At 68.5% G+C, this 24,440-nt stretch carries 18 protein-coding genes, 1 tRNA gene and 2 pseudogenes; 3 read left to right on the plus strand and 18 right to left on the minus strand.

Features of this window, described 5'->3' with window-relative positions:
• Window positions 1–175: 175 nt before the first annotated feature.
• From H3H54_RS14000 to H3H54_RS14040, 9 genes and pseudogenes are all read right to left on the minus strand, one after another.
• Window positions 176–4,060 (minus strand): annotated as a pseudogene (locus H3H54_RS14000) (DNA-directed RNA polymerase subunit beta').
• Between the two features lie 113 nt (window positions 4,061–4,173).
• Window positions 4,174–7,662, minus strand: a complete 3,489-nt coding sequence (gene rpoB, locus H3H54_RS14005) for a DNA-directed RNA polymerase subunit beta (RefSeq protein WP_262424336.1) — start codon at window positions 7,660–7,662, stop codon at window positions 4,174–4,176.
• Between the two features lie 655 nt (window positions 7,663–8,317).
• On the minus strand, window positions 8,318–8,707 hold the full coding sequence (rplL, locus tag H3H54_RS14010) for a 50S ribosomal protein L7/L12 (RefSeq protein ID WP_262424337.1): 390 nt from the start codon (window positions 8,705–8,707) through the stop codon (window positions 8,318–8,320).
• 146 nt (window positions 8,708–8,853) lie between these two features.
• On the minus strand, window positions 8,854–9,372 hold the full coding sequence (gene rplJ, locus H3H54_RS14015) for a 50S ribosomal protein L10 (protein ID WP_262424338.1): 519 nt from the start codon (window positions 9,370–9,372) through the stop codon (window positions 8,854–8,856).
• 665 nt (window positions 9,373–10,037) lie between these two features.
• Window positions 10,038–10,757, minus strand: a complete 720-nt coding sequence (gene rplA / locus H3H54_RS14020) for a 50S ribosomal protein L1 (protein WP_262424339.1) — start codon at window positions 10,755–10,757, stop codon at window positions 10,038–10,040.
• A 5-nt stretch (window positions 10,758–10,762) separates the two neighbouring features.
• Complete coding sequence (gene rplK / locus H3H54_RS14025) at window positions 10,763–11,194, minus strand: 50S ribosomal protein L11 (RefSeq protein WP_262424340.1); 432 nt, start codon at window positions 11,192–11,194, stop codon at window positions 10,763–10,765.
• A 183-nt stretch (window positions 11,195–11,377) separates the two neighbouring features.
• Window positions 11,378–12,265: a transcription termination/antitermination protein NusG gene (nusG, locus tag H3H54_RS14030; RefSeq protein WP_262424341.1), complete on the minus strand. Its 888-nt coding sequence runs from the start codon at window positions 12,263–12,265 to the stop codon at window positions 11,378–11,380.
• Window positions 12,266–12,341: 76 nt separating this feature from the next.
• A complete protein-coding gene (gene secE, locus H3H54_RS14035) occupies window positions 12,342–12,608 on the minus strand; it encodes a preprotein translocase subunit SecE (RefSeq protein ID WP_262424342.1) in 267 nt (88 codons plus the stop codon).
• A gap of 63 nt (window positions 12,609–12,671) precedes the next feature.
• A tRNA-Trp gene (locus H3H54_RS14040) sits at window positions 12,672–12,744 on the minus strand.
• Between the two features lie 388 nt (window positions 12,745–13,132).
• Here H3H54_RS14040 and H3H54_RS14045 point away from each other — a divergent pair.
• Together H3H54_RS14045 and H3H54_RS14050 are read left to right on the plus strand one after the other, a co-directional pair.
• Entirely contained in the window at window positions 13,133–14,230 is a 1,098-nt protein-coding gene (locus H3H54_RS14045; RefSeq protein WP_262424343.1) for a pyridoxal phosphate-dependent aminotransferase, read from the plus strand.
• Window positions 14,227–15,263 (plus strand): annotated as a pseudogene (locus H3H54_RS14050) (adenosine deaminase). The gene H3H54_RS14045 and the pseudogene H3H54_RS14050 overlap by 4 nt, the downstream one beginning before the upstream one ends.
• A gap of 189 nt (window positions 15,264–15,452) precedes the next feature.
• On the opposite strand, the gene galK reads toward H3H54_RS14050, so the two are convergent.
• The 7 genes from galK to H3H54_RS14085 form a co-directional block, all read right to left on the minus strand.
• Window positions 15,453–16,694, minus strand: coding sequence for a galactokinase (galK, locus tag H3H54_RS14055; protein WP_262424344.1), 1,242 nt, complete (start codon window positions 16,692–16,694; stop codon window positions 15,453–15,455).
• Between the two features lie 111 nt (window positions 16,695–16,805).
• Complete coding sequence (locus H3H54_RS14060; protein ID WP_262424345.1) at window positions 16,806–17,684, minus strand: lactonase family protein; 879 nt, start codon at window positions 17,682–17,684, stop codon at window positions 16,806–16,808.
• Window positions 17,642–17,881 (minus strand): hypothetical protein, encoded by a 240-nt coding sequence (locus tag H3H54_RS14065; protein ID WP_262424346.1) that lies wholly within the window; start codon window positions 17,879–17,881, stop codon window positions 17,642–17,644. The genes H3H54_RS14060 and H3H54_RS14065 overlap by 43 nt, the downstream gene beginning before the upstream one ends.
• Before the next feature lie 29 nt (window positions 17,882–17,910).
• Window positions 17,911–18,774 (minus strand): threonine/serine exporter family protein, encoded by an 864-nt coding sequence (locus H3H54_RS14070; RefSeq protein WP_262424347.1) that lies wholly within the window; start codon window positions 18,772–18,774, stop codon window positions 17,911–17,913.
• Window positions 18,775–18,793: 19 nt separating this feature from the next.
• Entirely contained in the window at window positions 18,794–18,934 is a 141-nt protein-coding gene (locus H3H54_RS14075) for a hypothetical protein (protein WP_262424348.1), read from the minus strand.
• The gene (locus tag H3H54_RS14080; RefSeq protein WP_262424349.1) at window positions 18,901–19,371 is read right to left on the minus strand and encodes a threonine/serine exporter family protein; all 471 of its coding nucleotides are present in this window, start codon (window positions 19,369–19,371) and stop codon (window positions 18,901–18,903) included. Before H3H54_RS14080 ends, H3H54_RS14075 begins: the two co-directional genes overlap by 34 nt.
• Window positions 19,372–19,487: 116 nt before the next feature.
• Window positions 19,488–19,778, minus strand: a complete 291-nt coding sequence (locus H3H54_RS14085; RefSeq protein ID WP_262424350.1) for a DUF3017 domain-containing protein — start codon at window positions 19,776–19,778, stop codon at window positions 19,488–19,490.
• A gap of 112 nt (window positions 19,779–19,890) precedes the next feature.
• On the opposite strand from H3H54_RS14085, the gene H3H54_RS14090 reads away from it, so the two are divergent.
• Entirely contained in the window at window positions 19,891–21,405 is a 1,515-nt protein-coding gene (locus H3H54_RS14090; RefSeq protein WP_262424351.1) for an aspartate ammonia-lyase, read from the plus strand.
• 228 nt (window positions 21,406–21,633) lie between these two features.
• On the opposite strand, the gene ppk2 is transcribed toward H3H54_RS14090, so the two are convergent.
• Together ppk2 and purH are read right to left on the minus strand one after the other, a co-directional pair.
• Window positions 21,634–22,539 carry a polyphosphate kinase 2 gene (gene ppk2 / locus H3H54_RS14095; protein ID WP_262424352.1) on the minus strand — a complete coding sequence of 302 codons (906 nt, stop codon included), beginning with the start codon at window positions 22,537–22,539 and terminating at the stop codon, window positions 21,634–21,636.
• 125 nt (window positions 22,540–22,664) lie between these two features.
• Window positions 22,665–24,323, minus strand: a complete 1,659-nt coding sequence (gene purH, locus H3H54_RS14100) for a bifunctional phosphoribosylaminoimidazolecarboxamide formyltransferase/IMP cyclohydrolase (RefSeq protein WP_262424353.1) — start codon at window positions 24,321–24,323, stop codon at window positions 22,665–22,667.
• Window positions 24,324–24,440: the final 117 nt, after the last annotated feature.

A 24,440-nucleotide genomic window follows, 5' to 3' on the forward strand; every position in this document is an offset into this window, starting at 1 on the left:
GAGGTGGCCCACAGTTCGCGCTCGTCCCGGCTCTCGCCGCGGGCAGTCCTCGTGCCGGTACGACGACGCCGCGGGGCGGCCCCACCGAAGTGGGACCGCCCCGCGGCGTGTGGTCGCTCCGCCCGTCGCCCGTGGGCGGCGGAGCTCCCGCTGTCAGCGTCTGCTCAGCGGCAGATCACCGGAAGTCCGTGCGGAACGGATCGGCGTAGTCGATGTCATCCAGGTTGACCGCACCGGTCTGACCGAAGCCGGAGAAGTCCAGCTCGTCGTAACCGGGCACCTGGTACATCTGCGCCTTCGCCTCCTCGGTGGGCTCGACCGCGATGTGGCGGAACCGCGACAGGCCCGTGCCGGCCGGGATGAGCTTACCGATGATGACGTTCTCCTTGAGCCCCATGAGCTGGTCGCTCTTGCGGTTCAGGGCGGCCTCGGTGAGCACGCGGGTGGTCTCCTGGAAGGAGGCCGCGGACAGCCACGACTCCGTCGCGAGCGACGCCTTCGTGATGCCCATCAGCTCCGGACGACCCGAGGCCGGCTGACCGCCCTCGGAGAGCACCCGACGGTTCTCCCGCTCGAACTTCACCCGCTCGGCGAAGTCGCCGGGCAGAAGACCGGTATCACCGGACTCGATGACCGTCACGCGACGGAGCATCTGGCGCACGATGACCTCGATGTGCTTGGCGTGGATGTCCACACCCTGGCTGATGTAGACCTTCTGCACCTCTTCGACCAGGTGCTGCTGCACGGCCCGCGGGCCGAGGATGCGCAGGACCTGCTTCGGATCCACCGAGCCCTGGGTGATCTTCTGGCCGACCTCGACGTGGTCGCCATCAGCGATCAGCAGGGACACACGCTTGGAGACGGTGTAGGAGACCGGCTCCGAGCCGTCGTCGGGCGTGACCGTGATGCGGCGCTGCTTGTCGTTCTCCTCGATCTCGGCGCGACCCGAGAACTCGGAGATCGGCGCGAAGCCGGCCGGGGTGCGGGCCTCGAACAGCTCCTGCACACGCGGCAGACCGTGCGTGATATCGCCATCGGCGCTGGCCACACCACCGGAGTGGAAGGTACGCATGGTCAGCTGGGTGCCGGGCTCACCGATCGACTGGGCCGCGACGATGCCGACGGCCTCGCCGATGTCGACCAGCTGGCCGGTCGCGAGCGACTTGCCGTAGCACTGGGCACAGGTACCCACAGCCGAGTCACAGGTCAGCACGGAGCGGATCTTCGCCTCGCGCACACCCGCAGCGACCAGCTGCTCGATGCGCACGTCACCGAGATCGGCGCCGGCCGGAGCCGCCTCGGTGCCATCGGCACCGATGGCCGCGGTGGCCAGGACGCGCCCGTACACCGTGGACTCGGCGTGCTCGTGAGTGCGCAGCTCGCCGGCCTCCTCGACCGCGATCGGCAGGACCAGGCCCTTGGTGGTGCCGCAGTCGTCCTCACGGACGATGACATCCTGCGAGACGTCCACCAGACGACGGGTCAGGTAACCGGACTGGGCGGTCTTCAGCGCCGTATCCGCCAGGCCCTTGCGGGAGCCGTGCGAGGCGATGAAGTACTCCAGGACCGAGAGCCCCTCCTTGTAGTTGGAGAGGATCGGGCGCGGGATGATCTCGCCCTTCGGGTTGTTCACCAGACCACGCATACCGGCGATCTGACGGACCTGCATCCAGTTGCCTCGGGCGCCCGAGTCCACCATCCGGTAGATGGTGTTGGTCGACTCGAAGTTCTCTCGCATGGCCTGGTCGACCTCGTTGGTCGCCTCGGTCCAGATGTCGATGAGCTCCATGTTGCGCTCGTGCTCGGAGATCAGGCCCAGGTCGCGGTTCTCCTGGATCTGGGCGTTCTTCACCTCGTACTTCGCGATGATCTCCGCCTTGTTCGGCGGGGTCACGACGTCCGACAGGGCGAAGGATGCGCCCGAACGGGTCGACCAGGTGAAGCCGTACTCCTTCAGCGCGTCCAGCGATGCGGCGACCTGGCCCTTGTCGTAGCGCTCGGCCAGGGCGTTGACGATCTCGCCCAGACGCTTCTTGCCGACCTGGCCCTGCACGAACGGGAAGTCCTCGGGCAGCGTCTCGTTGAAGTGGACGGAGCCCAGGGTGGTCCTGAGGATGATCGGGTCGCCCTCGGTCCAGCCCTCGGGGCCTCCCAGTCGCTCGGCGGGACGATGCCCTCGAAGCGGATGTCCACCTTGGCGTTCAGGTGCAGCTCGCCGCGGTCGAAGGCCATGATGGCCTCGGCCTCGGAGGCGAACTGCCGGCCGATGCCCGGGACGTCCTCGCGCACCGTGGTGAGGTGGTAGAGGCCGATGATCATGTCCTGGGCGGGCATGGTCACGGGGCGGCCGTCGGACGGCTTGAGGATGTTGTTGCTGGACAGCATCAGGATGCGGGCCTCAGCCTGCGCCTCTGCCGACAGCGGCAGGTGAACTGCCATCTGGTCGCCGTCGAAGTCCGCGTTGAAGGCGGCGCAGACCAGCGGGTGCAGGTGGATGGCCTTGCCCTCCACCAGCTGCGGCTCGAAGGCCTGGATGCCCAGACGGTGCAGCGTCGGCGCACGGTTCAGCAGCACCGGGTGCTCGGTGATGACCTCTTCGAGGACATCCCACACCTCGGGGCGTGCACGCTCGACCATCCGCTTGGCGGCCTTGACGTTCTGAGCGTGGCTGAGCTCGACCAGGCGCTTCATGACGAAGGGCTGAACAGCTCCAGCGCCATGCCCTTGGGCAGACCGCACTGGTGCAGACGAAGCTGCGGGCCGTTCACGATGACGGAGCGGGCGGAGTAGTCCACGCGCTTGCCCAGCAGGTTCTGACGGAAACGACCCTGCTTGCCCTTGAGCATGTCGGACAGCGACTTCAGCGGACGGTTGCCCGGTCCGGTGACCGGACGGCCGCGACGGCCGTTGTCGAACAGCGAGTCGACCGACTCCTGCAGCATGCGCTTCTCGTTGTTCACGATGATCTCGGGCGCACCGAGATCCAGCAGCCGCTTGAGGCGGTTGTTGCGGTTGATCACGCGACGGTACAGGTCGTTGAGGTCGGAGGTCGCGAAGCGGCCACCGTCCAGCTGCACCATCGGACGCAGGTCCGGCGGGATCACCGGGACGGCGTCCAGCACCATGCCGTCAGGCGAGTTGGTGGTGGTCAGGAACGCGGAGACGACCTTGAGGCGCTTGAGCGCACGGGCCTTCTTCTGTCCCTTGCCGGTGGCGATGACCTCGCGCAGGTGGACGGACTCGGCTTCGAGGTCGAAGTCGCGCAGGCGACGCTGGAGCGCCTCGGCGCCCATACCGCCATCGAAGTAGGTGCCGTAGCGGAGCTTCATCGCGCGGTAGAGCTGCTCGTCACCCTCGAGGTCGGCGACCTTGAGGGACTTGAAGCGCTCCCACACACGGGTGATGCGGTCGATCTCCGCGTCGTACTTCTTGCGGATCTGGGCCTGCTCGCGCTCACCGGAGTCGCGGACCTTGCGCTTCGCGTCGGCCTTCGCACCCTCCTCCTCGAGCTGGGCGAGATCCTTCTCGGCGGACAGCGCGCGCTGGTTGATCGCGGAGTCACGCTCGTTCTGGAGCTCCTTGACCTCGAGATCGAAGCGAGCCTGCAGGTCCGGCATGTCGTCGTGGCGGGCCTGCTCGTCCACCTCGGTGACCATGTACGCGGCGAAGTAGATGATCTTCTCGAGATCCTTCGGCGCGAGTCCAGCAGCAGGTAGCCCAGGCGGCTCGGCACTCCCTTGAAGTACCAGATGTGGGTGACGGGAGCGGCGAGCTCCACGTGACCCATGCGCTCACGGCGCACGGAGGACTTGGTGACCTCCACGCCGCAGCGCTCGCAGATGATGCCCTTGAAGCGGACGCGCTTGTACTTTCCGCAGTAGCACTCCCAGTCCCGGGTGGGACCGAAGATGCGCTCGCAGAAGAGGCCGTCCATCTCGGGCTTCAGGGTGCGGTAGTTGATGGTCTCCGGCTTCTTGACCTCGCCGTGGGACCAGCCGCGGATGTCGTCGGCCGTAGCGAGGCCGATGCGCAGCTCGTCAAAGGTGTTGACGTCGATCACAGGTGTCCTTCTCTCGATCGGAAGAGTGGTGTCTGAGGGAACGGGGGTCGAGGGTGGGGCTCAGGGGCGGTCGCCGCGTCACGCGGCGACCCGGCCTCCCGAGCCCGCGCCCCTCAGACCTCTTCGATGGAGCCGACGCCCTCGTGGGGTCGGCGGGACAGGTCGATGCCGAGCTCCTCCGCCGCGCGGAAGACCTCCTCATCGGCTTCCTGAACCTCGTGGGCCGTGCCGTCGGCCGAGAGGACCTCGACGTTCAGGCACAGCGACTGCATCTCCTTGAGGAGCACTCGGAAGGACTCCGGGATGCCGGGCTCGGGGATGTTCTCCCCCTTGACGATCGCCTCGTAGACCTTCACTCGGCCGGCGATGTCATCGGACTTGATGGTCAGCAGCTCCTGCAGGGCGTAGGCGGCGCCGTAGGCCTCGAGGGCCCAGACCTCCATCTCGCCGAAGCGCTGGCCGCCGAACTGGGCCTTACCGCCCAGCGGCTGCTGCGTGATCATCGAGTACGGGCCCGTGGAACGGGCGTGCAGCTTGTCGTCCACCAGGTGGTGGAGCTTCAGCAGGTACATGTAGCCCACGGAGACCGGCTCCGGGAACGGCTCGCCGGAGCGGCCGTCGAACAGCCGTGCCTTGCCGTCCTCCTTGACCATCCGCTCGCCGTCCCGGTTGGGGCGGTGGTTGGCGATCAGGCCGGTGACCTCGTCAGCGGTGAGGCCGTCGAAGACGGGGACGGCGACCGGGGTGCCGGGCTCACCGTGCAGAGCTGCCTCGGGCAGATCAGCGGCGGTGGCATCCGTCGGATCCAGATCCCAGCCGGACTTGGCGACCCAGCCGAGGTGGGTCTCCATGACCTGGCCGATGTTCATTCGGCCGGGCACGCCCATCGGGTTCAGGATGATGTCGACCGGGGTGCCGTCCTCCAGGAACGGCATGTCCTCGACCGGCAGGATCTTGGCGATGACGCCCTTGTTGCCGTGGCGGCCGGCGAGCTTGTCACCATCGGCGATCTTGCGCTTCTGGGCCACGTACACGCGGACCATCTCGTTGACGCCGGTGGGGAGGATGTCGCCATCCTCCTCGTCGCTGAAGACCTGGACACCGATGATCGTTCCGGACTCACCGTGCGGGACGCGCAGCGAGGTGTCCCGCACCTCGCGGGCCTTCTCGCCGAAGATGGCGCGCAGCAGGCGCTCCTCGGGGGTCAGCTCGGTCTCGCCCTTGGGGGTGACCTTGCCGACCAGGATGTCTCCCGGCTCGACCTCGGCACCGATGCGGATGATGCCGCGCTCGTCGAGATCGGCCAGCACGTCGTCGCCGACGTTCGGGATGTCCCGGGTGATCTCTTCCTTGCCGAGCTTGGTGTCGCGTGCGTCGACCTCGTGCTCCTCGATGTGGATCGAGGTGAGGACGTCGTCCTGGACCATCCGCGAGGACAGGATGATGCCGTCCTCGTAGTTGTGGCCCTCCCAGGACATGAACGCGACCAGGAGGTTCTTGCCGATCGCGAGCTCGCCCTGATCGGTCGAGGGACCGTCGGCCAGGATCGAGCCGGCCTCGACGCGGTCACCCTCGTCGAACAGCACGCGCTGGTTGTAGGAGTTGCCGGCGTTGGAGCGCTGGAACTTCCCGATCGGGTAGGTCTGGCGGGTGCCGTCGTCAGCCATCACGACGACGAGGTCCGCGGAGAGCTCCTCGATGACGCCGCCCTTGGATGCGACGATCACATCGCCGGCGTCGACCGCGGCCCGACGCTCCATGCCGGTGCCGACGAGCGGCATCTCGGAACGGAGCAGCGGGACGGCCTGGCGCTGCATGTTCGAGCCCATGAGCGCACGGTTGGCGTCATCGTGCTCGAGGAAGGGGATCATCGCCGTGGCGACGGAGACCATCTGCCGGGCGGAGACGTCCATGTAGCCGACGTCCGCAACGGCGACCAGGTCGGGCTCGCCTCCGGGGAGGCGCACCAAGACCTCTTCCTCCAGGAAGCGGCCCTTCTCATCGATCTTGGCGTTGGCCTGCGCGATGATGTGGCGATCCTCGTCATCCGCGGTGAGGTAGACGACCTCGTCGGTGACGTGACCGTCCTGGACCTTGCGGTACGGGGTCTCGATGAAGCCGAAGGGGTTGATGCGGGCGAAGGTCGCCAGCGAGCCGATCAGACCGATGTTCGGACCCTCAGGGGTCTCGATCGGGCACATGCGGCCGTAGTGCGACGGGTGGACGTCACGGACCTCCATGCCGGCGCGGTCACGAGACAGGCCGCCCGGGCCCAGCGCCGACAGGCGACGCTTGTGGGTCAGGCCCGACAGCGGGTTGTTCTGGTCCATGAACTGCGACAGCTGAGAGGTTCCGAAGAACTCCTTGATCGCCGCGGTGACCGGACGGATGTTGATCAGGGTCAGCGGCGTGATCGCCTCGACGTCCTGGGTCGTCATCCGCTCGCGCACGACGCGCTCCATGCGGGACAGGCCGGTGCGAACCTGGTTCTGGATCAGCTCGCCGACCGCACGGATGCGACGGTTGCCGAAGTGGTCGATGTCATCGGTCTCCACGCGGACGGGCTTGCCGTCGGTGCTGGTGTACTCGCTGACGCCGTCATGCAGGGCGACGATGTACTTGATCGTGGCGACGATGTCCTGCAGGCGCAGGGTCGACTCGGAGAGGCTGCCGTCGAGGCCGAGCTTCTTGCCGATCTTGTAGCGGCCGACCTTCGCGAGGTCGTAGCGCTTGGAGTTGAAGTAGAGGTTGTTCAGCATCGCCTCGCCCGCATCGCGCGTGGGCGGCTCGCCCGGACGCTGCTTGCGGTAGATGTCGATGAGCGCCTCGTCCTGGGAGGCGATGCGGTCCTTCTCGAGGGTGGAGCGCATCGATTCGAACTCGCCGAACTCCTCGAGGATGTCCGAGTGGGACAGGCCCAGCGCCTGCAGCAGCGTGGTGACGGACTGCTTGCGCTTGCGGTCGATGCGCACGCCGACCTGGTCGCGCTTGTCGATCTCGAACTCGAGCCAGGCACCACGCGACGGGATCATCTTCGCGGAGAAGATGTGCTTGTCGCTGGTCTTGTCGATGGACTCCTCGAAGTACACGCCCGGGGAGCGGACGAGCTGCGAGACGACGACACGCTCGGTGCCGTTGATGATGAAGGTGCCCTTGCCGGTCATGAGCGGGAACTCGCCCATGAAGACCGTCTGGGTCTTGATCTCACCGGTCTCGTTGTTCATGAACTCCGCGATGACGTACAGCGGAGCGGCGTAGGTGAGGTCCTTGTCCTTGCACTCGTCGACCGTGTACTTCGGGTCGTCGAAGGTGTGATCCCGGAAGGACAGCGACATATTGCCGGCGAAGTCCTCGATCGGGGAGATCTCCTCGAGGATGTCCGCGAGACCCGAGGTCTGCGGAACGTCCTCCCGCCCGGCGGCGGCGGCCTCCGAGGCACGCTCCTGCCAGCGGTCGTTGCCGAGCAACCAATCGAACGAGGTGGTCTGCAGACTCAGCAGATCCGGGACCTCTATCGGGTCGCCGAGCTTCGCGAAGGTGACGCGGGGTGAGGCAGTGCGAACTGCGATGTCAGTGGTGCGATCGGTGCTCGAGGCAGCCAAGGGGGTCCTTCCACAGGCCGATGACGGAATCCCAGGCGCGGCGAACGCCCGTCAGGCGGTGGAGCAGACAATGTGATGAGACAGAGCGGCAGAACCGACGGGCGACGCACAGCGCAAGGACCGAGCATACAGAAAATCGCGGATGGACGCAAGTGCCGTGACACGGCAGGTCCATCCACGTCGGCCGCTATATGCCTGGCGCAGAGGTTCTGACGTCGCTTCCTGCCCGTCTGGCTCGACCGGCCCGATGGTGTGTGCACACCGGGCACGTGCGGCAGGAACAGCTCCGTACGACGAAAATGATGAAGGGAAATCCTCTCAGAGTCAAGCAGGCAGGGCTCTGGCCGGAGTGTCGGGCCACGTCAGGGGCGATTTCAGCGGATTCGTGGCGGCGGGGCGCGAGCCGCCGCCCCTCCCCCGCCACCGCAGCGCCCGAGGAGCCTGCGCGAGAGCTGCCGACACTCCCACCATCACCAGCATCGCCACGATGATCCACGTCACCACGCCTCATCGCGCGCTCCGCGGGCGCCCCCGACAACATGCTGGGCAGCGGGAAGAGGGCATGACGAAGGGCCGCCCCGCAGATGCGGGACGGCCCTTCGAAGGCAGTGCGACTGCCGTCAGGTGAGGCGCACGCCGAGGCGGGCGCCGGAGATCACTTGACGGAAGCGGTCGCGCCGGCCTCCTCGAGCTTGGCCTTGGCAGCCTCGGCGTCTTCCTTCTTGACACCCTCGAGGACAGCCTTGGGCGCCTCGTCGACGAGCGCCTTGGCCTCCTTCAGGCCGAGCGAGGTCAGACCGCGCACCTCCTTGATGACGGCGATCTTCGCGGAACCGGCCGACTCGAGGATGACGTCGAACTCGGTCTGCTCCTCCTCCTCGGCGGCCTCGGCACCAGCGGCGGCGCCACCGGCAGCGGCGACGGCCACGGGGGCGGCAGCGGTGACGTCGAAGACCTCTTCGAACTCCTTCACGAACTCAGAGAGCTCGATGAGGGACATCTCCTTGAAAGCTTCGATGAGCTCGTCCTTGCTGAGCTTTGCCATGATGGCATTCCTTCCTTTAGGCGGGACCTGCGTCCCTGCGGTGTAGAGCGGCGCACACGCGCCTGGTCATGCGATCCGGTCGCCCTTCTCAGGGCATCCGGGGACAGCGCTGAGGCTGTGCGTGCGAAAGCCGCGAGCTCGAGAGCTCAGGCGGCTTCCTGCTTTGCCCGCAGCGCGTCCACGGTGCGTGCTGCCTTCGACAGCGGTGCCGCGAACGTAGCGGCGGCCTTGGACATCGACGCCTTCATAGCGCCAGCGGCCTTGGCCAGCAGGACCTCGCGGGACTCGAGGTCCGCGAGCTTCTGGACGTCCTGTTCCGAGAGCAGCTTGCCCTCGAAGTAGCCGGACTTGACCACGAGCTTGTCGTGGGTCTTGGCGAAGTCACGCAGAGCCTTCGCAGGCTCCACCGGCTCACCCTTGATGAACGCGATAGCGGTCGGACCGCTGAGCGTGCCATCGAAGGCGTCGATGCCGGCCTCGCGGGCGGCGATCTCCGTGAGCGTGTTCTTCACCACGGCGTAGGTCGTCTCGGAGCCCAGTGCGCGACGGAGCTCCTTGAGCTCCTCCACGCTGAGCCCGCGATACTCGGTGATGACAGCAGCGTCGGATGCACGGAACAGGTCCGCGATCTCGGCGACAGCGCCCACCTTTTCGGGGTTCGCCATGGCCCTCCTTCCAGAGGTCTCTCGCCACCGGGTGAAGAAGTCCGAGAAACAGGAAAGGCCTCGACACGCAAGTGTCGAGGCCTCGATCGCACGAACGCTCTGCCACGAGGGCACCGGCGGGCCGGACGAGCGCGACCATGCGAGGGTCGCTTCTTCACCTGCGCAGGCCATCCCGTAGGGGATTTCTTCGGTCGCTCTCGGGGTCGAGCGCGACAACCGGCGGTCTTCGGTTCCACCAGAGTAGACCAGGGGACGGTACCGGCGCCATGCCGAGGGCGGCGTCGTGCGTCACATTCCGTGCGGCCGGCGGCAGCGTGGAGCGCCGCCTCGGCACACCGCGCCGCGTGACACGCCGCCCCGTGCCGTCGAGTTCACCGGTATCCCCCGCAGCCGAGAGATATCGGTGCTTTCGATCGGCGTGTCCGCTGCCTTCCACGCGCCGTGCTACCCGCGAACCGGTCGGGCAGGGCGCGGGCCGCGGCCGGGCATGGGTCGAGGCCGGGCAGGGCACGGGCCGAGGCCGGGCAGGGCACAGATCGAGGCCGCCGGGCAGGGCACAAGCCAAAAGGCCGGGGAGGGCAGCACGCACCGCACGAGAACGGCGCCCCGCCCACCGAATGGTGAGCAGGGCGCCGGTATGCACCTTCAGAGGTGACCTGGGAGGCTCAGGCCTCGTCGGTGTCCTCGAGGAGGTGGCGGGTGCGGTTCACGTCGACCGGGATGCCCGGGCCCATGGTGGTGGACACGGTGATCTTGGTGATGTAGCGGCCCTTGGAGGAGGACGGCTTCAGACGCAGGATCTCATCGAGCGCGGCGACGTAGTTCTCGATCAGCTGCTGATCGGTGAAGGAGACCTTGCCGACCAGGTAGTGCAGGTTCGCCGCACGGTCGGTGCGGAACTCGATCTTGCCGCCCTTGATGTCGGACACGGCCTTGGTCACGTCCATGGTGACGGTGCCGGTCTTGGGGTTCGGCATGAGGCCGCGGGGGCCGAGCACGCGGCCCAGCTTGCCCACCTTGCCCATGAGGTTCGGCGTGGCCACGGCCGCGTCGAAGTCGGTCCAGCCGCCGGCGACCTTCTCGATCAGCTCGTCGTCGCCGACCTCGTCGGCGCCGGCCTCACGGGCGGCGTCGGCCTGCGCACCGGTCGCGAAGACGATGACGCGGGCGGTCTTGCCGGTGCCGTTGGGCAGATTGACGGTGCCGCGCACCATCTGATCGGCCTTACGGGGATCGACACCCAGGCGCATCGAGACCTCGACGGAGGCATCGAACTTGGCCGGGGAGGACTTCTGGGCCAGACGCAGTGCGTCCAGCGGCGAGTAGGCGCGACCCTCTTCGATCAGCGCGGCGCCGTTCTTGTAAGCCTTGCTACGGAATCCCATTGTCGTCAGCCCTCCACCGTGATGCCCATGGAACGAGCGGTGCCGGCGACGATCTTCGCCGCGGCATCCATGTCGTTCGCGTTCAGATCAGGCATCTTGGTCTCCGCGATCTCGCGGACCTGTGCCTGGGTGATCTTGCCGACCTTGTCCGTGTGCGGCGTCGCGGAGCCCTTCGAAAGGCCAGCGGCCTTCTTGATGAGCTCAGCGGCCGGCGGGGTCTTCGTGATGAAGGTGAACGAGCGATCCTCGTAGACCGTGATCTCGACCGGGACGATGTTGCCGCGCATGTCCGCGGTGCGATCGTTGTAGGCCTTCACGAACTCCATCATGTTCACGCCGGCAGCGCCGAGCGCGGGACCCACGGGCGGCGCAGGCGTGGCCTGGCCGGCCTGGATCTGGAGCTTGATGATGCTCGCGATCTTCTTCTTGGGAGCCATTGCTCTTCCTTACTGTGGTGTGGTCCGGGCGGAGGTCATCATGCACTCCTCCCACGGCTGGACTCGTGCCCGCACAGAAGCGGGAACAGGTCCGGGGTGCGACGTTACCTGCACGTCGCGGCGGCGTCGACCGGGATCGGGAGTGATCCTGGTCTTACTGGCACGGCGGCTGCCGTGCGCCGCTCAGATCTTGGTGACCTGGTCGAAGCCGAGCTCGACCGGGGTCTCGCGACCGAAGATGGACACCAGCACCTGGAGCTTCTGGGACTCGGTGTGGATCTCGGAGATGCTGGCCGGCATGGTCTCGAAGGGTCCGTCCATGACGGTGACGGACTCGCCGATGTGGAAGTCGGGCATCTTCTGCGCGGCGGCGGACTTGCCAGCCGCACCGCCGGAGGTGCGCTTCTTCTCCGGCAGGCCCACCGACGGCGCGAGCATCGAGTAGATCTCGTCGAAGGTCAACGGGGTGGGCTCGGTGGCGTTGCCGACGAAGCCGGTCACGCCCGGGGTGTCACGCACGACTCGCCAGGACTCCGTGGTCAGGTCCATGCGCACCAGGACGTATCCGGGGACGCGCACTCGGCGGACGATCTTCTTCTGGCCGTTCTTGACCTCGGTCGCGTCCTCCATGGGGACCTGGACCTCGAAGATGTAGTCCTCCATGTCCTGGGTCTCGGTACGAGTGGCGAGCTGCGTCTTCACGCGGTTCTCGTGACCGGAGTAGGAATGGATGACGTACCACTCGCCGAGCGAGGAGCGCAGGTGCATCTTGAGCTGCACGAGCGGGTCCTCCTCCTCAGGCTCCTCGGAGGCGGGCTCCTCGTCAGCGTCAGCGTCGGAAGCGTCCGCGTCGACCGGCTCCTCGTCACCCTCGACCGGCTCCGGCGCGTCGGCGTCCTCGACCGCGGCGTCTGCGTCGGCCTCATCGGTGGTCGCACCGGCGAGCTCCTCGACCTCGGTGGTCTCGGCGGCGGCCTGGGGCGCGGCGTCGGACCCCGCGGAGGCGGAGAAGGAGAGGGAGTCGTCGAGGTTCTCGTACGACTCTTCGGGGGTGGAGGTCTGATCGCTCATCGGCGGGAATCTGCCTTCCTGGCGGCGTGGGACTGATCGGTCACGGTGCGGTGCGCGGTGCGGGCCGGCCTGCGGCTCACGCGTCGGGGGCCGTGAAGGCGATCCTGGACAGCCAGCTGAACACGGAGTCGAAGCCGAAGATCAGCAGGATCATGAAGACGACGAACAGCAGGACCGTGATCGAGTACAGCACCAGCTCCCGACGGGTCGGGGTGACCACCTTCCGGAGCTCCGCGATGACCTGGCGGATGAACAGACCGATGACCAGGAACGGGTTCTTGGACCCTGAGCCCTGGGCGTCGGCACCGGTGGGCGTCGACGGGGCGTTCTGGCTGGAGTTCACGTCTGGGCTGTCCGATCTCGTCGAGGTCATCCGCGTCCGGCCGGATGACCCCGACCGGACCGGCAGGGCAGACAGGGCTCGAACCTGCAACCTGCGGTTTTGGAGACCGCTGCGCTACCAATTGCGCCACTGCCCTTCACGAGGACCAGGCCTCGTGAGGTAGATCCTCGAGCTCCCGGAGGAGCCCGTCGGTTCTGACCAGCGATCAGCATACAAGCCGCAGGGGCCTCGTGCGAATCGGCTGGCACCAGATCACATCATATGGCGAACGCTGCAAAGGGGGCGAAAGCTCAGCGGCGCCTGCGCGCAGGTGCTCCCGTCGGGGTCCACATAGGGGCGAGTCCTGGCGGCTCTCCCCGGCTCTGCCACGATAGGTCTGTGACCACCGACGATTCCAGCACCCCCGCGACCAGCTCTCCCACCCCCAGCGCGACCGCATCTCGAAGAGGGTCGGCGCGATCCAGCCCTCCGCGACGCTCGCCGTCGATGCGACCGCCAAGGCTCTCAAAGCCGCTGGCCGTCCGGTGATCGGGTTCGGCGCCGGTGAGCCCGATTTCCCCACGCCGCAGCACATCGTGGATGCCGCGATCGAGGCCGCGCAGGATCCGAGCACGCACCGCTACTCCGCCACCGGTGGCCTGCCCGAGCTGCGCGCCGCGCTGGCCGAGGCCTTCACCGGCACCACCGGCCTGGACATCGAGCCGGCCCAGGTGCTCGTCACCAACGGCGGCAAGCAGGCCGTCTTCCAGACCTTCGCCACGCTGCTGGATCCGGGTGACGAGGTGCTGCTGCCGGCCCCCTACTGGACCACCTACCCGGAGGCGATCCGGCAGGCCGGCGCCGTCGAGGTGCCGGTGCTCGCGGGCGTCGACCAGGGGTACATCCCCACGGTGGACCAGCTCGAGGCCGCACGCACGGAGCGCACCCGCGTGCTGGTGCTGTGCTCGCCCTCGAACCCCACCGGTGCGGTGCTCACCCCCGAGCAGATCACCGAGATCGGCCGCTGGGCGCTCGATCACGGCCTCTGGGTGGTGACCGACGAGATCTACCAGTCGCTCACTTATGACGGGATGCCGTTCACCTCGGTGCTCAAGGCCGTTCCGGAGCTGGCCGAGACCACAGTCCTGTTGGGCGGCGTCGCGAAGTCCTTCGCGATGACCGGCTGGCGGGTCGGCTGGATGGTCGGCCCCGCCGACGTGATCAAGGCGGCCAGCAACCTGCAGTCGCATCTGACGTCCCACGTCAACAACATCGCGCAGCGCGCCGCACTGGCCGCGCTGTCCGGTCCCACCGAGCCCGTCGAGAAGATGCGCGAGGCTTTCGACCGGCGGCGTCGCCTGATCGTCGAGAAGCTCTCGGCGGTGCCCGGGTTCACGGTCCCCACCCCCACCGGTGCGTTCTACGTGTTCCCGGATGTCTCCGGGGCGCTCGGGCGGGAGATCCGGGGCCGGAAGGTCACCACGTCGACCGAGCTGGCCACGGTGATCCTCGAGGAGGCGGAGGTCGCCGCCGTGCCCGGTGAGGCCTTCGGCGCCCCCGGCCATCTGCGCTTCTCGTATGCCCTTGCCGATGACGACATCACCGAGGGCATCGACCGGGTGGCCGCGCTCCTGGCCGAATGAGCGGGGCGGAGGGCACGGTCCGCGATCTTGCGGCACTGCCCAAGGCGCACCTGCACCTCCACTTCACGGGGTCGATGCGCCAGCAGACGCTCCTGGACCTGGCGGTGGAGCGAGGCATCCGCCTGCCCCGCTCCCTCACCGACGACGTCGCGCTGCAGGTGGAGCCCACCCGTCGTGGCTGGTTCCGCTTCCAGCGCCAGTACGACGCGGCGCGGGCCGTCGTCGACTCCGAGACGGCGATGCGCCGCCTCCTGCACGAAGCGGCGCTGGACGATGCCGCGGAGGGCTCGGGGCGGCTCGAGCTGCAGGTGGACCCCACCAGCTACGCGCCCTTCGTGGGCGGCCTGACCCCGGCGATCGAGATCCTGCTGGATCAGGCGGCGCGCTCGGAGCAGGAGACGGGTGTGAGCATCGGGATCGTCATCGCCGCCTCCCGCACCCGCCATCCTCTGGATGCCCGCACCCTCGCGCGGCTCGCGGCCCGCAATGCCGGTCCGGTGATCGGTTTCGGGCTGTCGAACGACGAACGCCGAGGGATCACCGCGGAGTACGGCCCGGCCTTCCGGATCGCGCGCGAGGCGGGGCTGCTGTCGGTGCCGCACGGCGGCGAGCTGCTGGGCCCCTCCCATGTCCGGGACGTGGTGGAGCATCTGCATCCGCACCGGCTGGGCCACGGGGTGCGTGCAGCGGAGGATCCCGAGCTGCTGGACCGGATCGTCGAGGCCGGGATCGGCCTCGAGGTCTGCCCGGCCTCCAACGCCTCGTTGGGGGTGGTGGAGAACGCCGTCGATGTGCCGCTGCGGCGGCTGGTCGAGGCGGGCGCGGAGATCGCCCTCGGCGCCGACGACCCGCTGCTGTTCGGCTCCCGCCTCCTGGACCAGTACGAGACCGCGAGGGCGATCGGCTTCGACGACGCCGAGCTCGCGGAGCTCGCCGCCGCCTCCATCAGGATCTCGGCCGCGCCCGAGCAGGTGAGGAGCGACTGCTGGGCGGTGTGCGGGACTGGCTCGCCTCCGCCCCGGCCGCGCTCTAGGCTCCAGTGATCACGCCTTCGACCAGTTCCACCTGACCAGCGCCGGGGAGCCGGGAAGCCTCGAGGCCCTGCCCCTGGTGCTCCCGATCACCGGCTACCGAAAGCTGATCGTCAGGCGGCGGGACCGCCGACGACGTCGGGGGACGGTGCCGTTCGTCCGTCGCTTCCCCGACGATCCTCGTCCGCGCCTCAGCGGTCCTGTCCGGCGCCTTCCGAGGGCAGGGCGAGGAAGAACACCGGTGCCTCGAAGCCCTGCTCGGCGAAGGCGGTCGAGATCGCGGAGGCGACCTGCTCGGCCTGGTCGGCCTCGACCAGGGCGATGGTCGACCCTCCGAAGCCGCCGCCGGTCATCCGCGCACCGTGGGCGCCGGCCGCACGGGCTGCGTCGACCGCCACATCAAGGTGCGGGACCGTGACCTCGTAGTCCTCGCGCAGAGAATCGTGCGAGGCGTTCAGCAGGGCCCCCAGCTCGGCGACGTGCTCACGGACGCTGCCTGCGGCGAGCAGGGCGTCGAAGTCCTTGACCCGCTGGATCTCGGTGATCACGTGGTGGGCACGGCGACGCACCACCTCGTCCCCGATCCGCGACAGCAGCGTCTGGAGAGCGGCCGGGTCCGCGGCCTCCGCGTCCCGCAGCGTCGGCACGCCGAGCGCCTCGGCCGCGCGCTCGCTGTCCGCGCGCCGCGCGGTGTACTCCCCGTCGACATGGGAATGCTCGGCGCGGGTGTCCGTGATCAGCAGCGCCAGGCCCTGGGAGGCGAGGTCCCACGGCACCGGCCGGGTGGAGAAGTCCCGGCAGTCCAGGAACAGCGCATGGCCCTCGCGGGAGAGCACCGAGGCGGACTGGTCCAGCCCGCCCGTGGAGGCACCGGCGAAGTCGGTCTCAGCGGTGATCGCGGCACGCACGCGGTCCAGCGGCTCGGTGCTCAGCGTCAGCAGCGCCTCGATCGCCTCCGCAGAGGCGCATTCGAGCGCCGCGGAGCTCGAGAGCCCGGCACCCAGAGGCACCTGGCCGTCGATCATGATGTCCATACCGCGGGTGGAGGCGCCGGAGATGCGGGAGCGCAGCGCCCACAGCACCCCCGCCACATAGGCGGGCCAGCCGGTGACGGCCTCCGGCGTGAGCGTGCGCGCATCGATGTCGAGCACGGTCTCGTCCTGTGCGGAGCGCACCCGCAGCCGGTCGGTGGGGGTGCGAGCGGCCGCCGCGAAGCAGCGGTGGGAGATCGCCATCGGCAGGCAGAACCCGTCCTGGTAGTCGACGTGCTCGCCGATGATGTTGACGCGTCCGGGCGCGGACCACACACCGTCGGGCTCATAGCCGAAAGACTCCTCGAACAACTGCGCGGCGCGTTCCGCGGCCTCCGAGCGGCCCGGGGCCGCGGACAGCTCGACAGTCGCCGGGGAGGCGGGAGAGGCGGCAGAATTCATGGACTTCCTTCCGAAGCGGTGAAGAGCCGGGGGCGCAGCGGAGGCGCGTCCTGCCCGGCTCGGCGTCGGAGAGTCTATCCGTCATGGAGACAAGAGCCGAAGAGCCTGCTCTCAGGGACGCGCGGCGAGGCAGGCGACCGAAGGAGCGGGGATCGGCTCCCCCACCCTCTCGAGCCTCTCCTCGGAGCGCCGCAGCACATCGATGCGGTCACCCTCCTGCGCGGCGACCAGCACCAGCTCGCCCCACTGCATGAAGTGCCGCGGATGTGAACCGACCTCGATCTCGGCCACCAGCTGCGGCCGCATCAGCGTGAGCGAGAGCAGGGAGAGGGTGTCCGGGCCCCGGTTGGCCACGAGCAGGAAGGAGTCGTCTGCCGAGAGCTCGATATGGGAGACCGCGTTCTCGCCCTCTCGGCCGCTGGCGGGGATCATCGACCGCACGCTCCAGCGGTGTGTGGCCCTGCCCTGCGGCGCGGCGGTACCCGGACGCGGCGGCGTGACCTCTTCACGGTCTGCGGTGGCGACCATGCCCGAGAGCTCGCAGGAGATGTGGAGCTGCTCGGACTCGTGGTCCGGGGCGAGGTGCCGCGGGCCGCTGCCGCTGCGCAGCGGGATCTCCCCGGCGATGTCGATCATGCCTTCGAGGTTCTGTCGGTACAGCAGCACCCGGTCCAGGCCGAGATCCGGGACGGCGAGCAGCTCGGTGCCCGGCAGTGCGACCACCTGATGCGGATGGGGCGCGGCGCCATCGCTGTGGTCGTGATGGTCGTCCAGATCGATCTGCTCGACCGGGACGCCCTCGGCATCCAGCCGCACGGTGGCGACGGTGCCGGCTCCGTACTGCGCGATCACCAGCGTGGAAGGGTCCGAGCCGTAGCTCAGATGACAGCCTCCGCGACCTTCGACGGCGACATCGCCGACGATCCGGGCCTCGTCGCCGTCGGCGTTCACACGCACTGCGACCACGCGGGTGGGCTCGCTCTCGAGCACGGCGTAGAGGAGGGACCCGTCCCGTCCCGGCTCCAGAGCACGAAGGAGGGATCAGGGAGGTCCACCACGGCCAGCCGCTCGACGGTCGGCACCACGGACTCGCCGTCCTGGGACAGCCTCAGCAGCTCGATGCCCGGGCCTCGGCCGGTGCCGCTGCGCGAATACCCTGCAGCGGCGATCAGTGCGGTGGTGCTCATGCGGACTCCTCGTGTTCGGTGCGCCGCCCCTATACGCCCTCGCGGTCCGGGGGCGGGTCGAGATCGTCCAGGAAGGAGGGATCGTCGAACATCGCGGACGACAGCGCTGTCATCTCACCGGTCATCGTAGACGGCTCGATCACGGGGGCACCACGTCGGCGCCGCTGCTGGCGCGAGCCCAGCGAGAGACGGCGTCGGCGCAGCGTGGTGAACGGCGAGGAGATGGCCGGGGTGTAGGCGATCCCGGTGCGGCGGAAGTACGGCATCAGGCGCGAGGCGAGCAGCTGCCCCAGCACCACACCGGCAGCGATCGAGATCGCGATCTCGCCGGCCCCCAGCAGCTCGGCGACGCCGGCGTCGAGATCGTCGCCCAGTCCCAGCAGACCGCGGTAGATGAGGCTTCCGGGGACCAGCGGGATCACGCCTGCCATCACGAAGGCCAGGGATGGGGCGCGGAGCCGATCCGCGAGCGCGGTGGACACCATGCCGGTGCCGAAGGCCGCCACGGCGACGGCGACGGCGCGATCCAGCACCAGGCTGGACAGCAGATGCGCGATGATCGCGGAACCGGCGGCGACCAGCGCGGCGAACAGCAGCAGCCGAGCGGGCACCTGCGTGCCGACCCCGTACCCGAGCCCCATCCCCAGTCCGGAGATGATGACCACCATCGCTGTGGTGAGGGTGAGCGGAACGGAGGCGCTGACGGAGATGTCCGCGCCGATCACGTCAGCCAGCAGCATTCCTCCGCGCACTCCGGCCACGAGCCCGACGGTGAGCATCAGCGCCTCGAGAATTCGCCCGGCCGCGGTGACATACCAGCCGGTGACCGCATCCTGGACTGCGCTGATCGAGGAGAGGCCTGCCAGCTGCACGATGATGCAGGAGATCACCACCGTCGAAGGGTTTGCGCTCTCATCGAGCAGGGCCACGAGTACGGCGCCCCCACCGCGATGAAGCCCCCAGCACCTGGCTGTAGAAGGGCGGGATGTTCCATCGCGCCAGCAGCTCGCCGATCGCGATCAGCAGCCCGGCAGAGAGGGTCGCGGCGAGCACCACGAGGCTGCCCGCACCGAAGAAGAGCGCCGCAGCACCGCCCATGACGGCGAAACCGGCGACCACCAGGGGATGCGGTACAGAGGCTGGCGCTGCGGGATGGCGGACGCCTGACGGCGTGCCTCGTCCAGCGGGAGCTCGCCGGAGAGGTAGCCGTGGGAGACGTCCTCGAAGGCGGCCAGCCGGGCGAAGTCCTGCACCCGCTCGCTCGCGGAGCGCACCCTGGTGAAGGGTGTCGCGGACTCGTCCGCCAGGTAAGAGATCGTGACCTCGTTGAACGTCACCTGCACCGAGACATTGCGCAGGCCGGAGGAGCTCGTGACCCGCAGCACGGTCGCGGTGACCTCGGAGGCTGCCGCGCCGTTGGTCAGCAGACCCTCGCCGATCCTCATGGCGAGGTCGAACACGGCATGGAGCCGAGTGGAATCTGTGGGCACGGATCGATCGTGCCACACCGGGAAGCACGCTGAACACCTCGCCGCCCACGGGGGCTCGTCACACCCCGGGCGCGCCCGTGTTCCGGGCCCGCGCCCGACTCAGGCTCGCGGGCGACTCAGAGGTTCGGCGAGGAGGACAGCACCGCGAGGGAGATCGCGAGCACCAGCAGCACCGCGACGTCGAGCCCGCGGGAGCGCACCGCGAGAGCGCCGACGGCCCGCACCGGCAGCACGGCCCGCAGCACGGCCAGCACTCCGAGCAGGATGGCCAGGAGCAGCCCGGCCAGCGACGCGGAGGAGATCACGCCAACCACCAGGATCCCGCCCAGCGCGCACAGCGCGACGGTGAGCACCGCCTGCCGCTGGAAGGCGGCGGTGAGGGTGGTGGGGGAACGACGCTCGAGCACGAACCCATCGTACGGCCCGCGCCATACGGGCCGTGCGTCGGCCCCAACGCGGCTACCCTGGCCGTGGTCGGCAGCGCCGTCGACCACAGAGCGACCTGGAGGGCTCCTTCACATGACCATCCCCGGTGCGACGACCGCCGCAGCGACCCGCACGGAGCACGATCTGCTCGGCGATCGCGATGTTCCTGCCGATGCCTACTACGGCGTCCAGACCCTGCGCGCGCAGGAGAATTTCCACATCACCGATGTGCCGCTGAGCCACTTCCCGCGCTTGATCGAAGCGCTCGCGCAGGTCAAACGGGCCACGGCGCGCGCGAATCACGGCCTCGGAGCGCTTGATGACCAGCGAGCAGCCGCGATCGAGCAGGCCTGCGCTGAGATCGCGGGCGGTGAGCTCCACGAGCACTTCGTGGTGGACATGATCCAGGGCGGTGCCGGCACCAGCACCAATATGAATGCGAACGAGGTGATCGCGAACCGCGCTCTGGAGATCCTCGGCCATGCCAAGGGCGAGTACGAGCATCTCCACCCGAACAACCACGTCAACCTCTCCCAGTCCACGAACGACGTGTACCCCACGTCGCTGCGGCTCGCGATCCTGCTGACCTTCCCGGCCCTGGTGGACTCGATGGAGCATCTGATCTCCACCCTGCGTGCTAAGGGCGAGGAATACTCCGAGATCCTGAAGATGGGCCGCACCCAGATGCAGGACGCCGTACCGATGACCGTGGGTCAGGAGTTCAATGCCTGGGCCACCACGATCGAGGAGGACGTCGAGCGTCTCACCCGCACCGCGGCGGCGTTCCAGGAGATCAACCTCGGCGCCACCGCGATCGGCACCGGCATCACCACGGACCCGCGCTATGCGCAGCTCGCCACCGAGGAGCTGTCGTCCCTGACCGGCATCGACTTCATGGTCTCGGTCGATCTGGTCGAGGCCACCAGCGACACGGGCGCCTTCGTGACGTTCTCGGGGATCCTCCGCCGGATCGCGGTGAAGATCTCGAAGATCTGCAATGATCTGCGGCTGCTGTCCTCGGGGCCCCGGGCGGGTTTCCACGAGATCAACCTGCCGTCGGTGCAGCCGGGCAGCTCGATCATGCCGGGCAAGGTGAATCCGGTGATCCCGGAGGTCGTCAACCAGGTCGCCTTCGAGGTGATCGGCAACGATCTCACGGTGGCCTTCGCCGCCGAGGGCGGGCAGCTGCAGCTGAACGCCTTCGAGCCCGTGATCGCCTTCAACATCCTCGAGTCCACACGCATCATGACCCGGGCGATGAACACCCTCGCCGATCGCTGCATCGCGGGCATCACCGTGAACGAGGACGTCCTCGAGGATCATCTGCGCCGCTCGATCGGCGTGGTCACCGCGCTGGTGCCGGTGATCGGCTATGCCGCTGCGACCGATGTGGCGGCCACCGCTCTGGACACCGGCCGACCGGTCGCCGAGCTGGTGCTCGAACGCGGCCTGCTGGATGAGGCACGGCTGAATTCTCTGCTGTCCCCGGCCTCGATGACCCGCCCGCACCATGCCACCCCCACCGGCAGCCTGCCGGCGGTCTCCCAGACCTGGCTGGACTCCGGGGAGATCGCCCGCCTGCCCGAAGAGCCGCTCACCGAGGGCTGATTCCCCTCCCCCGTCCCACCGAGGGCTGGCTCCCCTCCCTCGTCCCTATCGGGCGCGACACGCCGACCGAGAGCACCGGTTCCCTCCATTGACGGGAGCTGCCGGTGTTCTGGGTCGGCGTGTCGTGATGTTCGAGCGTGGGAGAGGGCGCGGCGTACCGAGAGGGGCAGGCGCTGTGTTCGCAGGAGCGGAGACGCGCGGTCGGGCGCTGGCCGAGGGAGCCTCAGCTCACTCGTCGGCCTCTTCCATCTTGCCTCGCATGACGAGCTTCGGATCCGGGGTGCCCACGACCTCGTGATCCTTGCCGTCGTACTCGAACTGCGAGAGGAAGTAGCGCATCGCGTTGAGGCGGGCGCGCTTCTTGTCGTTCGAGCGGATGATGGTCCACGGCGCGTACTTCTTGTCCGTGCGGCGGAACATCTCCTCCTTCGCCGCGGTGTACGCCTCCCAGCGGTCCAGGGACTCGAGGTCCATCGGGGACAGCTTCCAGCGCCGCACCGGGTCCAGCTGACGGATCGCGAAGCGGGTGCGCTGCTCCTTCTGGGAGACGGAGAACCAGAACTTGGTCACGTAGATGCCGGAGTCGACGAGCATGCGCTCGAAGTAGGGCACCTGGTTCATGAAGGTCTCGTACTGCTCGGGCGTGGCGAAGCCCATCACCCGCTCCACCCCGGCGCGGTTGTACCAGGAGCGGTCGAACAGCACCATCTCGCCGTCGGTCGGCAGATGCTGGATGTAGCGCTGGAAGTACCACTGGCCGCGCTCACGGTCGCTGGGTTTGTTCAGGGCGACGACGCGGGCGGTGCGCGGGTTCAGGTGCTCGGTGAAGCGCTTGATGGTGCCGCCCTTGCCGGCCGCGTCCCGCCCCTCGAAGATGATGATCGACTTCTGGTCGTTGTCCTCGAGCCAGTACTGGTACTTCAGCAGCTCGACCTGCAGCTTGTACTTCTCGAGCTCGTACTCCTCCCGGTCCATGCGGGTCTCGTACGGGTAGCCCTCCTGCCAGGTGTAGACCGGGTTGCCCTGCGGATCGATGAGGTCCGGATCCGGGGTGTGCCCGTCCATGACCGAGTACCCCTCTTCGCGCAGATGCTCGATGTACTCGCGCAGGCTCTGGTTGTCGGGGATCTTCACGGTCGCTCCTTCGCACGCTGGTGTGTGGGGCCAACTCTAGAGGCCCTGGATGTCGCTGGGGTGAGCACAGGGACCTCGACGCGACCGGCGGGGCGGGTGTCCCACCGGTCGGTCGGGTGCACTGCTCAGTGCGCGAAGTGCCGGGTGCCGGTGAGGTACATGGTCACGCCCGCCGCGCGGCAGGCCTCGATGACCTCCTCGTCCCGGATCGATCCGCCGGGCTGCACGATGGCCTTCACGCCCGCGTCCAGGAGGATCTGGGCACCATCGGCGAAGGGGAAGAAGGCGTCGGAGGCGGCGACCGCGCCCCGGGCCCGCTCCGGGGCGCTCTCACCCTCGGCGTGCTGGCCCAGGCTGTTCGCGCGGGAGACCGCGAGGCGGCAGGAGTCCAGGCGGTTGACCTGACCCATCCCGATGCCCACGGCGGCAGAGTCCTTGGCCAGCAGGATCGCGTTGGACTTCACCGCGCGCACCGAGCGCCAGGCGAAAGCGAGATCCGCGAGGGTGGCGTCGTCCGCCGCGTCACCGGCGGCGAGGGTCCACTGCGCGGGGTCATCGCCGTCGGCGGCGATGGTGTCCGCGTCCTGGATCAGCATCCCACCCCAGATCTCGCGCATCTCGACGCCGCGGGAGTACTCGCCGGAAAGGCGTAGGATCCGCAGGTTCTTCTTGGTGCGCAGCAGATCCAGTGCCTCGTCCTCGTAGCCGGGGGCCAGGATGACCTCGGTGAAGACGGGCTTGATCTGCTGGGCCATCGCAAGGGTGACCGTGCGGTTGGTAGCGATCACGCCGCCGTAGGCGGAAACCGGGTCGGTGCCGTGGGCGCGGGCATGCGCCAGAGCGATGTCCTCACCCTCACCGGCGACGGCGACACCGCAGGGGTTGTTGTGCTTGACCACGGCGACGCACGGACGGTCGTGGTCGTAGGCGGCGCGCACGGCGGCGTCGGCGTCGACGTAGTTGTTGTAGCTCATCTCCTTGCCACCGAGCTGCTCGGCTCCGGCGAGGCCGGGCGCGGACTCGTCGGTGACGGCCAGGCGCGCCCGCTGATGCGGGTTCTCGCCGTAGCGCAGGGTGGCGGTGATGCCGAGCTCGGCGGCGTCGGCCTCGGAGAGGTCGAGGATGCTGATGTCCTCGCCGGCCTCGCCCTCCTCGTCGGCCTCGACCGCGTCGTCGGCGGTGCCTTCGAGCTGCTCGAGCATCCAGTCGCTGATCGCGTCGTCGTACTCACCGGTGCGGGTGAAGGCGATGGTGGCCAGCTCCTGGCGCTCGGCGAGGGTGAATCCGCCGGCGGCCGCGGCCTGGGCCGCGATCGGGTAGACCTCCGGGTCGACGACCACTGCGAGGGAGGCGAAGTTCTTCGCCGCGGCGCGCACCATGGTGGGGCCGCCCACGTCGATCTTCTCGATGATCTCGTCGAAGCTGCCGCCCGCGGCGACGGTCTCGCTGAACGGGTACAGGTTCACCACGACCAGGTCGAAGGGGGCGATGTCGTGCGCCTCGAGCTGGCTGCGATGCGCCTCGAGCCGCTGATCGGCGAGGATCCCGCCGTGGATCCGCGGGTGGAGGGTCTTGACGCGGCCGTCGAGCATCTCCGGGAAGCCGGTCACTGTCTCGACCTCGGTGACCGCGATGCCGGCGTCACGGATCGTGGCCCCGGTGGATCCGGTGGAGACGATCTCGACGCCGTGGTCGGCGAGGGTGCGGGCGAGGTCGACGATCCCGGTCTTGTCGAAGACGGAGATGAGGGCTCGACGGATGGGGCGGCGTGCTTCGGTGCTCACGTGGCGTGCTCCTGTTCGGATCTGCTGCTGCGGCGGGCACCCAGGCGGTCGATGCCCACGACGTCACTCCCCGGTGGTCGCCCACCTTCGCCAGTCGTGTGCGGTCAGTCTATCCGG

Source organism: Brachybacterium sp. Z12, assembly GCF_014400405.1.
In the GTDB taxonomy this organism is placed as follows: Bacteria; Actinomycetota; Actinomycetes; order Actinomycetales; family Dermabacteraceae; genus Brachybacterium.